Source organism: Microcystis sp. LE19-41.2A (genome assembly GCF_027530405.1).
Lineage (GTDB): Bacteria > Cyanobacteriota > Cyanobacteriia > Cyanobacteriales > Microcystaceae > Microcystis > Microcystis aeruginosa.
The window spans coordinates 12,695-28,000 of record NZ_JAPZQJ010000291.1 but is presented as its reverse complement, the minus strand read 5'-3'; the positions used below and the strand labels follow the sequence as shown (position 1 = coordinate 28,000).

General features: G+C 44.5%; 13 protein-coding genes. 7 read left to right on the top strand and 6 right to left on the bottom strand.

Annotation, left to right across the window (positions count from 1 at the left end; translation table 11 throughout):
- Window positions 1–311 precede the first annotated feature (311 nt).
- On the top strand, window positions 312–1,748 hold the full coding sequence (locus O9290_RS12545) for a DUF7305 domain-containing protein (protein WP_288057022.1): 1,437 nt from the start codon (window positions 312–314) through the stop codon (window positions 1,746–1,748).
- A 42-nt stretch (window positions 1,749–1,790) separates the two neighbouring features.
- On the opposite strand, the gene O9290_RS12540 is transcribed toward O9290_RS12545, so the two are convergent.
- Complete coding sequence (locus O9290_RS12540) at window positions 1,791–2,537, bottom strand: DUF4079 domain-containing protein (protein ID WP_288057021.1); 747 nt, start codon at window positions 2,535–2,537, stop codon at window positions 1,791–1,793.
- A gap of 141 nt (window positions 2,538–2,678) precedes the next feature.
- Between O9290_RS12540 and O9290_RS12535 the strand changes: the two genes are divergently transcribed.
- From O9290_RS12535 to O9290_RS12520, 4 genes are all read left to right on the top strand, one after another.
- Window positions 2,679–2,846 (top strand): hypothetical protein, encoded by a 168-nt coding sequence (locus O9290_RS12535; protein ID WP_288087113.1) that lies wholly within the window; start codon window positions 2,679–2,681, stop codon window positions 2,844–2,846.
- Window positions 2,847–2,904: 58 nt separating this feature from the next.
- Window positions 2,905–4,395 carry a UDP-N-acetylmuramoyl-L-alanyl-D-glutamate--2,6-diaminopimelate ligase gene (locus tag O9290_RS12530; protein ID WP_288024416.1) on the top strand — a complete coding sequence of 497 codons (1,491 nt, stop codon included), beginning with the start codon at window positions 2,905–2,907 and terminating at the stop codon, window positions 4,393–4,395.
- Window positions 4,396–4,536: 141 nt separating this feature from the next.
- A complete protein-coding gene (locus O9290_RS12525) occupies window positions 4,537–5,760 on the top strand; it encodes an RNA-guided endonuclease InsQ/TnpB family protein (RefSeq protein WP_288058692.1) in 1,224 nt (407 codons plus the stop codon).
- Between the two features lie 156 nt (window positions 5,761–5,916).
- The gene (locus tag O9290_RS12520) at window positions 5,917–7,503 is read left to right on the top strand and encodes a serine/threonine-protein kinase (RefSeq protein ID WP_288058688.1); all 1,587 of its coding nucleotides are present in this window, start codon (window positions 5,917–5,919) and stop codon (window positions 7,501–7,503) included.
- Between the two features lie 365 nt (window positions 7,504–7,868).
- On the opposite strand, the gene O9290_RS12515 is transcribed toward O9290_RS12520, so the two are convergent.
- Window positions 7,869–8,909 carry a fatty acid desaturase gene (locus O9290_RS12515; RefSeq protein ID WP_288058686.1) on the bottom strand — a complete coding sequence of 347 codons (1,041 nt, stop codon included), beginning with the start codon at window positions 8,907–8,909 and terminating at the stop codon, window positions 7,869–7,871.
- 493 nt (window positions 8,910–9,402) lie between these two features.
- Window positions 9,403–10,317 (bottom strand): Sll0314/Alr1548 family TPR repeat-containing protein, encoded by a 915-nt coding sequence (locus tag O9290_RS12510; protein WP_002759604.1) that lies wholly within the window; start codon window positions 10,315–10,317, stop codon window positions 9,403–9,405.
- A gap of 85 nt (window positions 10,318–10,402) precedes the next feature.
- Here O9290_RS12510 and O9290_RS12505 point away from each other — a divergent pair, with 85 nt between their 5' ends.
- Window positions 10,403–11,050, top strand: a complete 648-nt coding sequence (locus O9290_RS12505) for an ABC transporter ATP-binding protein (protein ID WP_002780686.1) — start codon at window positions 10,403–10,405, stop codon at window positions 11,048–11,050.
- Between the two features lie 133 nt (window positions 11,051–11,183).
- A complete protein-coding gene (rsmG, locus tag O9290_RS12500; protein WP_288024426.1) occupies window positions 11,184–11,861 on the top strand; it encodes a 16S rRNA (guanine(527)-N(7))-methyltransferase RsmG in 678 nt (225 codons plus the stop codon).
- Between the two features lie 2 nt (window positions 11,862–11,863).
- Here the strand turns inward: rsmG and cax are convergent, their stop codons facing one another.
- The 3 genes from cax to O9290_RS12485 form a co-directional block, all read right to left on the bottom strand.
- On the bottom strand, window positions 11,864–12,952 hold the full coding sequence (gene cax / locus O9290_RS12495) for a calcium/proton exchanger (RefSeq protein ID WP_288024409.1): 1,089 nt from the start codon (window positions 12,950–12,952) through the stop codon (window positions 11,864–11,866).
- Window positions 12,953–12,978: 26 nt separating this feature from the next.
- Complete coding sequence (locus O9290_RS12490; RefSeq protein ID WP_288056467.1) at window positions 12,979–13,602, bottom strand: YdcF family protein; 624 nt, start codon at window positions 13,600–13,602, stop codon at window positions 12,979–12,981.
- Between the two features lie 156 nt (window positions 13,603–13,758).
- Window positions 13,759–15,243: a site-2 protease family protein gene (locus O9290_RS12485; RefSeq protein ID WP_288056470.1), complete on the bottom strand. Its 1,485-nt coding sequence runs from the start codon at window positions 15,241–15,243 to the stop codon at window positions 13,759–13,761.
- Window positions 15,244–15,306 lie beyond the last annotated feature (63 nt).

Here is a 15,306-nt window from a genome sequence, read left to right as displayed (position 1 = left end):
AGGGGGGTGTCTGATAATTTTTAACGCCTACCTACTTATCGAAAAATTACTGGCTGATTATCCTATCAACTGGCTTTTGTCTGTGATTTTACTCACATGGCTATTCCTGTATTATCACAGTTGTCACTTGAGCAAAACTTGATCAGTAGTTAGGTGTTAAAAACTGTCAGATACCCCGCTTAATAAGGGGGGAGCTGCACCCCCTTATCAAGGGGGGCAGGGGGGATCGAACCCAAAATCCATCTTCAATTTAATTATAACCAGCTATTTATTATTATAATAGAAGTAACCATTCTTAGATGAACTGGCTTATGAACAATCGTTTATGTCTTCACCTGATGGCTAATAAGGAAAAAGGGTTTGCCTTGCCTCTTGCCGTGTTAATTGGACTTATCCTGATGGTGACAGGAATGACTATGATCATGCGCGCCCAAGGGGACCAATCGAAAGTAATTGCCCAAAAAGCCCGGGCTGATAGTTTAACAAGTTCCGAAGTGGGGCTGGCTCGCGTGCAGGATCTACTCAATAGTGTTCGAGTTATGGCGACGGTTGATAGGAATTGTACTTCCGGCGATTGTTGGCAGAACGCCAGATATGATGTGGATACTGATCCCACCGATTTACAAAAACATTTAAAAAAATTAGTCGACGCCGCCCCCTCCTGTAGTAATCCCAACGATGCTGTTACCTTGAAGAAAAAAATCAATGAATTAAGAGATTTGAGCGCAGATCAATGGGTTGATCTCGATCTCGGTAATAATAGTTATTATCGCGTGGTTGAATACAATTATCGTATTGATACTGGCATGGGAGTTCTCACCCTCGAAGGACTTTCCCGCAAAAGTGCCGCAACAGACATAACTAACATTACTATCGATAGAGATAGTGACGATAATGCCGCCTCCCGTAACCGCGTGGTGGTAACTATCCCTATTCTTGATGCCCCTCGCCACGCATTTAACCGCACCACGGTCCCAGCTTTATGGATAAGTGAGGGAACGGCGGACGATGGTGCTAAATTTGAAGGGGATGTGGTGGAGGTTGTGGCGTGGCCAGAATGTGATATTAAGCAGGATAAGATTCCAACGCCCAGCACTGGAACCCCCCCCTACAAAGCACAAGTTGTCGGTGTGTTTTTCCCCAATTTACCGGAGACTCCCACCGGTATTCCAAGCCTAGGAGACCTTACCAGTTCTGAAACTTTTCCCAGAACGGGAGACACAGCATCTCCCAGCGGAGTGTACGAGTATATTGTTAATAATATCAACTTGGATGAGGAAGATGACGAGAAGATTACCATTACTCCGGGGAAACGGGTAGTTTTCTATGTTAAAGGTAATATTAACGGTGCGATCGAACACGATTGTGGTACTGAGCCTGGCTGTAAACCGGGCAATCTACAAATTTATGCCTATAGTGAATCAGATTCCGCGCAAATTTGTCTGAGAGGAGACCAAACACTACAAGCGTTTATCTTTGCTCCTGACTATTCCCTCGGTAAAACCGATAATGGTACTTTTATCGGTGCTGCCTGGGGTAAAAATTGGGGCCAAATTTCAGGCTGTCTCTCAAGTAGCGGTGCTGTAGCTGTTACCCAAGGGGTAGAATGGACTGAATTAATCTATGACCTGAAACCCCAATTTCCCCGACTTGGTCAGATTGCCAATTGGTGTGAGGAACCCATCGATACCCTTCCGGGTGAATCTATGTGTGATTTCCCGACTGCTTCACCCTCTCCCAGTCCCTAAAAAACTTGAATAGAGAAGGGGTGGATTCAGTCCATCCTTTTTTTAACTTATCGGGTTGGTGGGGGGGGTTGAGGATTTCGGTTCAGGACAGGTTTTATTGGTGAAATCACAGCGATAAATTGTCGGTTTTTGCCAACTGAGGGGAATTTCCAGCAAATCCCTCGAACCGGTCATGGCTTGTCCCAGAAAGAGAGCCAGAGCAATACAATTGAGAATTGTATGGGCGATGCGCCAACGATGGGAACGGTCTTTATAGATATCTTCGACAATGGCCAGAGAGAAAATCATCAGTAATGATGCCGCCATGCCGATATAGTAGTGGGACCAGTACCATTGGGCCGAGAGTCGCCAGACCCCATCCTGAGCACCGATAATAATTAAACCCATGCCAGTCAAGGTGGCAAAAATTCCGCGCCAGAGGCCTTGTCTAGCGCGGTAGAGACAGACCAAAGAGGCAATGGTGACAAAAAACATCAAAATCACAAAAAAGACCTGAAAGGAGTCTAATTTTCCCTCTTTTTGTTGATCGACAAAACCATTAAACCCGTAAACGACCGAGTAAGCTAGTGCTAAAAGGTTAACCCCTACCACTGTACCCGTTAACCAGCGGCCTAAGCGTAGATGTTCTGGCCCGACCACTGGGGGAATTTTACTTTTATTTCCCGCATTGGTTTCTAAGCGACGTTGACGGGTTTGCCAAGCAAAGTTAACTACGAGGCCGATAATAGGGAAAACGACCACTATCGCTAGGACAGGATGAATGAGAGCCAGAAAATCGACGAATTGCATATAAATATCCCGAAAATAGTCAGCAGAAAATCGTCAATAGTTGACAAGCTATAGCCTTGTTTTTTTTAGCTTATCGCAGATATCAGGAGCCGGTCGGCAAAAGGCAAAAGGCAGGACATAGGGTGATAGGGTGATAGGGTGATGAGACAGCTTCCCCACTACCCCACTACCCCACTACCCCACACCCCACACCCCACTACCCCACTACCCCACTACCCCACTACCCCACTACCCCACTTCCCCACTACCCCACTACCCCACTTCCCCACACCCCACTTCCCCACACCCCCACTTCCCATTTCGGACTAGGAACCTCTTCGATGATCGGCTAATCTAAAAGCAGCAATCCTTAGATTCAATCCTGACTATGAAACTACAAGAACTTTTAACAACTATCCCTCTGGTTTCCCCGATTTCTTCTCCTATCGCTTCTATTACCGAGATTACAGGAATTTCTACTAATTCCCATGCTTGTCAACCGGGAGATTTATTTATCGGTTTACCCGGTACTCGCGTCGATGGGGGCGAATTTTGGCGTTCCGCTTTGGAAACCGGGGCCGTAGCGGCGATTATCTCCCCGGCAGCCGCAGCTAAATTTCCCCCCCCGGAGGATGCTTCGGTAATGGTTGTGGCAGATTTAGTTACTGCCGCTGCTGCGATCGCTGCTAAATTCTATCATTATCCGGCCCTTACCCTAAAATTAATCGGTGTGACGGGAACCAACGGCAAAACCACCACCACCCATTTAATTGAATATTTTCTCAGCCAAGCAGAGATTCCCACCGCTTTATTCGGGACTCTTTACACCCGTTGGCAAGGATTCCAAGAAACCGCTAATCATACCACCCCTTTCGCTAACGAGTTACAAGCCAGTTTAGCCAAAGCGGTGAGCGCCGGCAATGAAATCGCCGTCATGGAAGTTAGTTCCCATGCACTGGCCCAGGGACGGGTACAGGGTTGTACTTTTCCCGTGACGGTGTTTACCAATCTCACCAGGGACCATCTCGATTATCACCTCGACATGGAGGATTATTTCGCCGCTAAAGCTAAATTATTTAGTCCCGATTATCTGCAAGGTAAGGCGATTATTAACCTTGATGATGAATATGGTCAACGTTTAGCGGCCTCCCTGTCTCCCCAACAGGTTTTAACCTATAGTGTGTCCGATGCTCGTGCCGATTTTTATACTAAAGATTTACACTATCAACCCACGGGAGTTCAAGGGGTGATGGTGACTCCCCAAGGAGAAATAGCCTTTGCTTCTCCTCTGGTGGGTCAATATAATCTAGCTAACCTCTTAGCGGCGGTGGCGGCAGTGTTAGAATGTGGTGTAGATTTAGGGACAGTAATCGCTCAAATTCCCCAGTTTTCAGGAGTACCGGGGCGGATGGAACGGGTTAGCACCGCTCCCGACCAAGATATCAGCGTCATTGTTGATTATGCCCATACTCCCGACAGTTTAGAGAATGTTTTAAAAGCAACACGTCCCTTTATTTCTGGTCGGATGATTTGTGTTTTTGGTTGTGGCGGCGATCGAGATCGGACAAAACGACCGTTAATGGGTAAAATAGCCGCAGAATTAGCAGATTTAGCCATAGTTACCTCCGATAATCCCCGCACAGAGTCTCCCGAACGAATCCTTCAGGATATCGTCGCTGGCATTCCCCCAGAAATTACCGTGCAGGTAATTAGCGATCGCGCTTTGGCCATTGACACCGCTATTCAAGCAGCGCAACCGGGAGACGGAGTAATTATTGCCGGTAAAGGTCACGAAGATTATCAAATTTTGGGGACGGAAAAAATCCCTTTCGATGACCGCGAACAGGCCCGGGCCGCTTTGATAAAAGTGAAAAAGTGATGAGGGATGATTAATTGTCAAGAAAAGCTAACATTAGTTGACCGAAAATTTGGGTACAAGCCCCGCCCTCCGCTTAAATATGTATTGTCAACTTAAGGAATTTTGTGTTAAGATGTTGATACTCGATCGAGCAATGTCAAAATGTTTGTACTAGAATACAAGGTTAAGCCAAAACCTAATCAGATAGAAGCCATTAATGAGGCAATACGGACAACCCAATTTGTTCGGAATAAAGTCCTGCGTTATTGGATGGATAATCAGGGTGTTGGCAAAACAGAGTTATTTCGATACAACACAGCATTAAGGAAAGAGTTTAAATTTGTTGATGATTTAAACTCCCATGCTTGCCAGACTGCCGTAGAAAGAACCTTGCGGGCAATTACTCGGTTTTACGATAATTGCCAAAATAAAGTTAAAGGAAAGAAAAACTACCCTAAGTTTAAAAAACATTCCCGTTCTGTTGAGTATAAAGTATCTGGATGGAAGCTATCAAAAGATAAACGCCATATTACCTTTACAGACAAAAAAGGTATTGGCACTCTTAAACTGATTGGCTCTAGAGATATTAATTACTATCAACCAGACCAGATTAAACGGGTAAGAATCCTGAATCGTGCCGATGGTTACTATGTGCAGTGCTGCATTAAATTAGACCCCAGAGACACGGTTAAACCTTTAACACCCTCCCAGAAAGCCACTGGGATTGATGTGGGATTAAAGTTTTTCTTAGTAGATAGCGAAGGCCATCAAATTGATTGTCCGAACTACTATCGAAAAGCTGAAAAACAACTAAACCGATTAAATAAAAAAAAGTCAAAGAAATACCGTAAGGGTAAAAAACAATCTCGTAATTATCACAAAGCTAGAAAGCGATATGCTCGGAAACATTTAAGAGTAAGTAGGCAACGAGAAGAGTTTGTCAAGAGTGTGGCACTCCGTTTAGTTAAGTCTAACGACTTAATCGCCTATGAAAACTTGAATATCAAAGGCATGGTCAAGAATCGTCATTTAGCGAAGTCGATAACCGATGCAGGATGGTCTGTTTTTAGGCAATGGCTAGAGTATTTTGGGGACAAATACGGCAAGTTAACTATAGCTGTCTCACCTCATAATACGTCTCAAAATTGTTCTAATTGTGGACAAAAAGTCCAAAAGTCGCTATCTACTCGAACCCATGTTTGTCCTCATTGTGGATATACAGATTGTCGAGACAGAAACGCCGCTTTAAACATCTTGCAAAAGGGATTAAGTAGCGTGGGGCGCACGCAAACTTTAAACGCTTCGGGAGAGATTCCCTCTTGGTTGGTTGGAGAAATCCCGCTTGCTAACGGAGACTCAATGAACGAAGAATCCCCGTCTTTTTAGAGCGGGGAGCGTCAAACAAAAAAGGCGTTACAGGCGCTTTGATTGTCTGAGGCCTCTGGTTTTAGACTTTGGGAGATACCCCCCTTGAGGAGAATCTCTTAAAGTGCATTGTTAAGGTGTGTTAGTAAAAAAGTATCGGTCAATTGGTGATTCTAGATGACCTACTGCCTTAATCCCAACTGTACTCAACCAAAAAACGCCCCGACAGCGTTAATCTGCGAGAGTTGCGGTTCAAAACTTCTTCTGCACGACCGCTATCAAACCCTAGGCATTTTGGGGAAAGGAGGGTTTGGGGCAACTTTTGTTTCATCGGATCTGTCCCTACCAGATAAGCCCTTCTGTGTGGTCAAACAACTGCAACCTCCCTCTAAAGATGCTAATGTTTTTCGCATGGCGAGGGAACTTTTTGATCGAGAAGCGGCCACCTTGGCCAAACTGGGAGTTCATCCGCAGATTCCCCGATTATTGGACTATTTTGAAGATAATCAACAGTTTTATCTAGTTCAAGAATACGTTAAAGGTCATAACCTGCACCAAGAGGTCAAAAAACGCGGACCGTTTAGCGAAGCGGGAGTCAAACAGTTTTTAAGTGAACTCTTGCCGATTTTGCAATATGTCCACGAGCAAAGGGTAATTCATCGGGATATCAAACCCGCTAACCTAGTTCGTCGGCAAACAGACCGAAAATTGGTTCTGATTGACTTCGGGGCTGTCAAAAATCAAGTTAATAGCGTCATGGCCAATGCCGATTCTCAAACCGCTTTCACTAATTTTGCCGTGGGTACCCAAGGTTTTGCCCCCCCCGAACAGATGGCCATGCGTCCCGTTTACGCTAGTGATATCTACGCGGTGGGAGCTACCTGTCTCTATCTACTCACGGGCAAATCTCCTAAAGCGATCGAAGTTGATATTAATACAGGTGAATTACTCTGGGAAAAATTAGTCAAGGTGAGTCCCCAGTTTGCTAAAGTCCTGAAAACAATGCTGGAAGTCTCTGTCCGTCATCGCTACAAATCCGCTCAAGAGGTAATGGATGCTTTAGACATGACGGCTTATGCCGACAGTCTAGCCCAAAGTTTAATCGCCGCTCCAATGGTTACTTCCCAGCCCCCCCGACAAGATTCAGGTTCGATAGCCACTTCCTCCGTTTCTGTCCCTCTCAAGTCTAAATTTCGTCCCAAAAATAAAAATCCAGAGGCCTCTCCAGATAATATGCTGGGGGGACAGATGGCTTTTTCACTGTCTAATACAAATGTATTGACTAAAAGTCAAGCCCGCAGCAGCACAGAGCTAACCTTACTGAAGAAAAAACCCCGCTTAGATGAAAAAGCGATTCTCGATGCTTACAATAACGGCCGGCGCAATTTCGCCCAAGAGGAATTACCAAATCTCAATCTGGCCAAAGCCAAACTTTTGGGCGTCAATTTCTGTCAATCCAAATTAACAGGAGCTAATTTACAAGGGGCAAATCTGTCCAATGCGGATCTGGGCCGGGCTAATCTCAGTCAAGCTATTCTCAAAAGTACCAATTTAAATAATGCCTATCTCGGTTATGCAGACCTAGAAAAGGCCGATTTACGCGGGGCTAATCTCACCGGCGCCCATCTTCGCTACGCTAATCTCAAAGATGCTAATCTTTGCGGGGCTAATCTCTCTGATGCCCAAGTAACTCAAGAACAAATCGCCCTGGCAAAAACCAATTGGTTAACAGTTATGCCCAATGGTAAACGCAGTTACTGGTAATCTTTCTTCAGTGATCAGTCAACAGTAATAGGAAACTTCTATTTAGGGTTTGCTGAAATAAATCTAAAAACCTTGTTGGGTAAAACTTTTAGACTTTTTGTCAATCAAAAAGTCCAGGACTGGGAGTGATCAGGGGGAAAATTCAGGTACTTTTTCCCTGAAAATTAGGTAGTTGACCACCTGAAAATCGGTAAAACCCTACACCCCACCTGCCCCCCCGATGTCGGGGGGGTTGGGGGGGCCACACCCTGCCCCCAAGAAAAACTTTTTGCCGCAAACCCTATTTAATACTGTCACTTCAAACTCAAATCTGATAGCTGATAACTTACCCACTGATAACTGATAACTGATCACTGATCACTGATTTAACCGCGGCTTTCCTTAAAGGTTTTGTAGGCGGTTTCGGAGTCGAAAATATGGCAATAATCAACGATTCGCTGCATTAATGCCCAAGAAAACTCGGTTTCTTTCAGGTGACTACCCCAATTTTCTTTGAGACTAGCGTGAACTTTGCGGAGGTTATAGGAAGGAATCGCCGTCGAGATATGATGGGGGATATGGACATTAATATCGTGACAGAGAATTTCTACCCAACGGGGATAGCTACAGTGAACTGTCCCTTCTAGTTGCGCTAAAGCTTGATTCCACTCTTCGGGATAGTAAAATTGAATATCAGGATCCGTGTGATGGACAAGGGTAAAGGTACTCATCCAAAAATGATAGACAAACCAAGGTACCACCCAAAATTTAACCAATCCCCAAACACCAGTGTAGAAAATTAGGGTTGGGAAAAAAATAGCGGCAAAAACTAGGACGACAATCATCGAAAAGCGCGCTTTTTCCCGTTCGTTCTCTTTGAATTGTTCGATGTTGAAGTGTAGAATAGCCCAGTGGGCGATCGAACCAAGCCACCAGAAACGTCCGCGAATGCCGCGATAAAAGAGACGCACTAAGGGATTGGCCGAGTTAAAAGCTTCTAATTCCCACGGATCCCAAGCATTATCTATAGTTACCATGTTAGTTTTAGTATGATGGCGATCGTGCAGGAAACGCCAGCAGTGGAAGGGATAGATAAGCGGTAAGAGGAAAATATGACCGACAAGATCATTAACCCAGGGTCGATTGGAAAAAGACCGATGACCGCAATCATGCGCGATCACAAAAAATCCCGTTAAAGCTGTACCAGTGAAAATCCAAGCTAAAGGCAGTAAATACCAGGGAGAATAAACTAGCATTGCATAACCCGCAATGACCGCCAAAATATTCGTAATCACTCCAAACCAAGCTTTAACTGGGTCTTTCTGGAAATATTCTTTGGGAATGGTTTTAATAATATCTTTCAGTTTAAAGTCTGGCTCGATCGAGGTGATCAACTCCCCATGCAATTTATCCGTCGTTGCCGTCATGAAATCTCCAATTACACTTAGGTGAACCCTTGACAAGAAATCAGCTAGGAGGTTTGGCTAAATTCTGCTCCTTACCACAAGCCAATTTTTTTGTCAATATATTTTGAACTTTAATTAATAAACTTCCGCGAAGCTTAATAATCCTTTACTTTATATACCATAAGAGGAGATTTTCTGTTTTGGCAAAATTGGACGGCGGGTGCATCTCATTTTTGTAAATCTACCAATTGGGATTTTTACGGCGAAACTCTCGCCTAAAATCGGGCATTACTTCCGATTTTATCACTCAATCCCAGCTTTTGGGGGGTTCTACCCCCCAAACCCCGGAGCGCATTAGCTTTTCGGTGAGATGCTTACAGGCAGCTGCTGATACATTTGTCATCATCTAAGAGTCACTGACAATTCCTGATTGTCGGTATTCCTGCAAATGTGAGATGCACCCTTGACGGCTGCCTCTTGCCTTCAAAAACTGATAACTGATAATAGGCTTTTTTCAACGATTAGCTGTGTTTTCTAGGGATTTAATCTCCTCCTGTACCTTACGGTGTTCGCGATTTAACTGTTTTTTGACCGATTCGGGGAGTTGTTCCTGTTTTTTCAGGGCATTATTAAAGTAATCTAATGCCAATTTCAAAGAGCCAGTATTTTTATCCGTATTGCCTTGAATTCTTAGGATTTGACCTTTGAGATACATTAATTCCGGATTATCGGGGGTCGCTTTCAGAGCGTTATCGATAAACTGCAAAGCCTGATCGTACTGCTTTAAATCCCGGTAAGCTAGAGCGATACCTCGATCAACCAAGTAATCAGGACTCCCATAGGTTTCTAGCCGTTGAATTGCCTCTTGAGGACTAGAAAAGGGCAGATTAACCGCTAAAATCAAATCCATATAACCCTTTAACAGGTTCAATTCCGGATCCGTAGGATTAACCTTTTCTGCGGTTTCCAAATACTGAAACACCTGTTGTAGTCTGGGGATAGCCGATACTGCTCCTTCGGTTTGAAAAACGTAGGTTCCCTCCAAAAAACTCCCCACCGCGAGATACAAATTTCCCCTTAAGGGGTCGCTGGCCTGCATTTGCTTGGCCGCTTCCTTAGTTTTCTCGGAGTAGGTTTTTAGGGTGTTCCAATCCTGGTCGGTAAAAGCAAGAGAGGCGCGCATAGCATGGGACAAAGGTTCTTGGGGTTCCTTTTCTGTGGCCTCAACAATTAATTTTTTTGCCTCTAGATAGTTACCTTGTTTAAAAATAGCGTTAAAAGCGGCCTCGGTCTTATCACCAATCGGTCGGGGATTGGTTTTGCGGAAAGGATCTCCAGCTAAACCGGGACCAATCCAGTTAACCACTACCATAACAGCCAGCGAAGCACCGATCGCCATTTTTTTCGTTAAACCTAACCGCAGCGCCATGGTTAAAAGTCTCCTTGAGCGAATGAAAAAATCTGTCACAATAGAAACGAGTTTCTAGACTTAATTTCCAGTTATTTTCCTGTCAATGCTTTATCTCAAAGATGTGGTTTATCATCCCCCCGCTGCCCTCAATCCCATTTTACAGGGGATTAATCTCGAATTAGCCCCCCAAGAATTAGGTCTGATTGTTGGCCCCAGTGGTTCCGGAAAAACGACTCTTTTGGAAATTTTAGCAGGCTTTGCCGATAAAACAGGAGGGACGATTCACTGGCGCGACCAAGAATTAACGGTGCTGCACCTGCAACAATTAGGAGGAATCGTTTTTCAGTTTCCCGAACGTCATTTTTGCGGTAAAACCATCCTTGAGGAGTTGCGTCTCGGTCATCCAGAAATTAAAAGCGATCGCCTAACAGCGGCCTTAAAGGAGGTAGGATTAGAAAATATTCCTCTGGATACTTCTCCCCACAATCTTAGTGGGGGTCAACAGCGTCGTTTATCTCTCGCTGTCCAGTTAATCCGGCAGCCTAATCTGTTACTTCTCGATGAACCTACGGCCGGTTTAGATTGGTCTATGCGTCGTCAATTGGCCAAACTTCTCGCTAGTCTCAAACAACACTGGACTTTATTAGTAGTTAGTCACGATGCCGGGGAATTACTCCCCATTGCTGACCGTCACTGGAAAATTGAACAAGGACATTTGAGGGAATTAAAAAGTGAAAAAACAGATAGTTGAGGTTTTAGGGTATTGGGGTTTTTAGTTGAAATTCCCCACTTCCCCACTTCCCCACTTCCCCACTTCCCCACTTCCCCACTTCCCCCATCTCCTGTCTCCTGTCTCCTGTCTCCTGACCTTGATTACTGAATTAATGATCCTTCCTGAATTATTTGACCTTTGGCAAGAAACCCTAGAATGGCAACCCGATGGGGCCATACAAGCGCGATTTCAACAACTTTATGACTTGATTTTAGAGGGTAATCAACGTTGTAATCTCACTCGAATTACCCAACCGGAGGAGTTTTGGGAAAAACATCTTTGGGATTCTTTATCGGGTTTAGCTTGGTTACAAAAATCCCAGCCAGATTTATTGACAAAATCCCTATCAGTCATCGATTTGGGGACTGGGGCCGGATTTCCGGGGGTGCCAATTGCGATCGCATATACCCATTGGTCGGTGACTCTCTTGGATTCCACCCAAAAAAAGATTAATTTTCTTGAAGAAGTTATTGACAAATTAGAGTTAAATAACACGAAAACTCGTTTAGGTCGGGCGGAAATCGTCGGGAAAAACCCTAAACATAACTGTGCTTACGATATCGTCTGTTTGCGAGCGGTAGCTAATGTGGATATCTGTGTTAACTATGCTTTGCCTTTCCTGAAAAAGACCGGAATCGCTATCCTCTATCGTGGTCAGTGGTCGTCGGAGGATAGTTCGAGTTTAGAGAAGAATTTAGGGAAAGCTGGTGGTAAAATCCTCGAAATTGCCAGTTTTACCACTCCCTTAAGCGAAAGCGTCCGTCATTGTCTATATATCTCCAAGAAATAACTTTAAGCGGTGAGAGGATGGAAAAAGAAAGCCAAGGCCAGGATAGCATAGGTAGCTAAGAGTAACATTCCTTCTAACCAATTCGATCGCCCATCACTACTAATCGAATTAGCCAACCACACCGCTACAGCCACTGCCACTAACTCAAAGGGATTAAAATTTAGATCCATGGGCTGACCGATAATATAACCCATGATAACCAAAACTGGAGCCACAAACAGGGCGATCTGCATACTGGAACCGACGGCCACAGATACCGATAGATCCATTTTATTCTTAAGGGCGACGGTGACAGCCGTAGCGTGTTCGGCCGCATTACCGATAATAGGCAAAAGAATTACCCCGGTAAACAGCGCCGTTAAACCTAGCTGTTCCGTAGCCTCCTCTAGGGATGCCACCAATAACTCCGATTCTACGGCCACGGCGATGGTAACGATCAATAAAATCAAAGACCAAAACCAGACTTTCGGCCTTGCGGCTCTTTCTCTGGCGCTTTCCTCCTCGATACCGGCAACCCCGACATCGTAGAGATAGGTGTGGGTTTTCATGGAAAATAAGAGACTTAAACCATAGACGAAAATTAACACCGCTGCCACGGCCACGGATAGACGTTGCAGGACTGCTTCCCCGACTCCCGTGGAGGTAAATTCCACGGCAGTGGGTAAAAGAATCGCCACCACCGCTAAATTCATGGCTGAGGCATTTAAACGAGCGGTTATTGGTTGAAATTCCTGTTCTTTGAAGCGTAAACCGCCTAAAAACATCGATAATCCCATAACTAAGAGTAAATTACCGATAATTGAGCCAGTAATCGTCGCTTTTACCACATCGATGAAACCTTCCCGCAAAGCGACATAGGCGAGAATTAATTCTGTGGCATTGCCAAAGGTGGCATTCATCAAACCGCCAATATTTGGCCCGACCACCACCGCAATCGCTTCCGTGGCTTCCCCCATGTAGGCCGCTAGGGGGATAATGGCTAGACAAGCGGTGATAAAAACAACTGTTCCGCCCCAGTGTAACAGCGAACCGGCGATCGATATAGGCACAAAAATCAATAGGATGGCGAAAATGGTGTTTTTGCTTAACATAAAGTGAGTATTTTGTCAAGATAATTTTATTTTGATCGGAGATGGGAACTAGAAGCGGATTCTAGCCAAAATTCCCCGGTGGAACCGCTTATTACCCATAATATTGCCCTAAAACCGTCTCTGAGGGACTTTTCTAGGGGTTCGGGGGGTGATTGGGAGGGAACAGTCACCGGTTTAATCATAATTCCGCGACTACCAAAAACAATTTCTCCCACTAATCGCGCCCTTCTCATGTGATTATCGGAAGTGACTAGATAGACACTATCAATACCTTGGGCTTTCAGTTGATCGGCTAGGCTAGTAAAGTTAGTGACAGTATCTCGCGCATTGTAATCGAGATGGAGACGTTCTGGGGGAATTCCCGCTTTTTTAAAAATCTTTCTCACATATCGTCGCGGACTACCGGAAGACACCCAAATCGGTAGATCGGGATATTCCTTAGCCAATTTTGCCGCAAAACGTTCTCGATCGGCATGACCTCCCAAAACAAAAATCGCTTCCGGTTTTAGCCACTGCTGACGTAAATCGTGGTATAACCAGCCTAAACTCGCCAAAATTAGCGGAATAGCCAGCAATTTTAACCTAGATTTGCCTAACTTCGCTTTCAGAGAAACTCGCTTTTTTCTGCGAGAATTAGCCTTGAGAACCATATATCAGTGATCGGTGATCAGTTGTCAGCCTTCAGCTTTGTGGATTAAAGTGATCGAGGGTGAGGGTCATCGACTCACATTGACGTAGGAGATAGGGATTTTATCCCCTAACTGACCGATAATTTTCCCGGAACTCAGGTTGATTGATGCGGTCGCTTACATCCCCCACCAACGGGCCACCGCTTCGGGAAGGGGTAGCAAAATACTTAATAACAAAGCCAGGGAAAATAAACCTAATAAATCTCGTTTATTATCCAATTCGGTGACATCATTTAAAGCAGGTTGATCGCTGACTGGCATTAATAAGAGAATAATCGCCCAGAGTAAAAAATCTGGTTGCACTAGGGCTAAAATAAACATGAATAATCGAGTTAATTGACCGATAATTATGGCGGTTTTCTGCCCATACATGGCGTGAACAATATGACCACCATCCAATTGACCCACGGGCATTAAATTTAGGGCTGTAACGATAATTCCTACATAACCAGCTACCGCTAAAGGATGTAAATGGATCGCTTTTCCGGCGATTAAATTACTGCCGAGGGCTAGTTTAGCTAGGATAGACAAGAGAAAAGAAAACTGCGGATTTAACGCCTGAAAATTTAATAAACTGCTTTGATTAGTTAGGGGAACTATTTCCGAGAGGTACAACCCCCAAAACAGTAGAGGAATAGCGATAATTATACCCCCCAAAGGACCGGCCACCGCCACATCAAATAAAGCTTTGCGGGTGGGTACAGGCGATCGCATTTGAATAAAAGCCCCGAAGGTGCCTAGGAAGAAAGGAATGGGGATAAAATAGGGCAAGGTAGTTTTAATTTTATATTTAACTGCTGTAAAATAATGACTGAATTCGTGCAGTCCTAAAATAGCAATTAAGCCTAAACTGTAGGGTAAACCTTGCAATATTAAACTAGAATTATTTTCTAATTGTTGGGCAGTAATGCCACTTAATCCCGCACCGACCACTGTGGTAGTTAAGATAGTTAATAACAATAAACCCAGGGCAAGAAGGGGGCGAGTAACTTTTTCAGTTTCTATGGTTTCTGTTTTTTGCTGCCAGGGATTAGCCACAAGAGCGAAAAAAGGTTGTCCCTGAAAACTTTCTTGGAAAAGCAATAAAAAGCGATCACCAAAAACCTTTTCCACATTGTTTTTAATCACTTGATAAGCTTCTTCGGGAACTGCTCGCAATTTCCCCCGACAGAGAATTGCTTGGGGACGATAATCGATATTTTGCAGATAATAAACACCCCAAGGAAAACAATCTCTTAGGTATTTTTCCTCTTCGGCAGTGATCGGTTTTAAATCATTTTTAGGTGCAGGATTATCAAGATTTTCTAGGACTAAATTCGCTGTTTCCGCTGGTGATGGGGGGCTTTCTTGGGGAGTAATCCGACCCATTTGTACTAGCCACCAATACAAAAAAGGGCAGATCACAAAAGGACCGATCAGCAAAAATGCCGGCATGGGGGTATCCTCTCCATAGATTAACGTCCAGCCGGTCCAAATAAGAGCCGGAGTCATCAGGACTAACCAAATTAACCAAATTGGTGTTGTCGTGATTTTGGCCACGCTACGCTTGACGATAAAATAAGTGAAACCACCAAGAATCCCTAATAACAACCACATTTCCATATCGGCTCTTTTCTCTTGAGTAAAAGGCGGCTAATTTCAGCCAGCCCGGTCATCGATCGTGCT

Bases quoted from the DNA above. Each gene is read 5' to 3' on its own strand.
- O9290_RS12540 (WP_288057021.1), bottom strand. From the start codon at position 2,537: ATGCAATTCGTCGATTTTCTGGCTCTCATTCATCCTGTCCTAGCGATA.
- O9290_RS12520 (WP_288058688.1), top strand. From the start codon at position 5,917: ATGACCTACTGCCTTAATCCCAACTGTACTCAACCAAAAAACGCCCCG.
- O9290_RS12490 (WP_288056467.1), bottom strand. From the start codon at position 13,602: ATGGTTCTCAAGGCTAATTCTCGCAGAAAAAAGCGAGTTTCTCTGAAA.
- O9290_RS12530 (WP_288024416.1), top strand. From the start codon at position 2,905: ATGAAACTACAAGAACTTTTAACAACTATCCCTCTGGTTTCCCCGATT.
- cax (WP_288024409.1), bottom strand. From the start codon at position 12,952: ATGTTAAGCAAAAACACCATTTTCGCCATCCTATTGATTTTTGTGCCT.
- O9290_RS12515 (WP_288058686.1), bottom strand. From the start codon at position 8,909: ATGACGGCAACGACGGATAAATTGCATGGGGAGTTGATCACCTCGATC.
- rsmG (WP_288024426.1), top strand. From the start codon at position 11,184: ATGATCCTTCCTGAATTATTTGACCTTTGGCAAGAAACCCTAGAATGG.
- O9290_RS12510 (WP_002759604.1), bottom strand. From the start codon at position 10,317: ATGGCGCTGCGGTTAGGTTTAACGAAAAAAATGGCGATCGGTGCTTCG.
- O9290_RS12525 (WP_288058692.1), top strand. From the start codon at position 4,537: ATGTTTGTACTAGAATACAAGGTTAAGCCAAAACCTAATCAGATAGAA.
- O9290_RS12485 (WP_288056470.1), bottom strand. From the start codon at position 15,243: ATGGAAATGTGGTTGTTATTAGGGATTCTTGGTGGTTTCACTTATTTT.
- O9290_RS12545 (WP_288057022.1), top strand. From the start codon at position 312: ATGAACAATCGTTTATGTCTTCACCTGATGGCTAATAAGGAAAAAGGG.
- O9290_RS12535 (WP_288087113.1), top strand. From the start codon at position 2,679: ATGAGACAGCTTCCCCACTACCCCACTACCCCACTACCCCACACCCCA.
- O9290_RS12505 (WP_002780686.1), top strand. From the start codon at position 10,403: ATGCTTTATCTCAAAGATGTGGTTTATCATCCCCCCGCTGCCCTCAAT.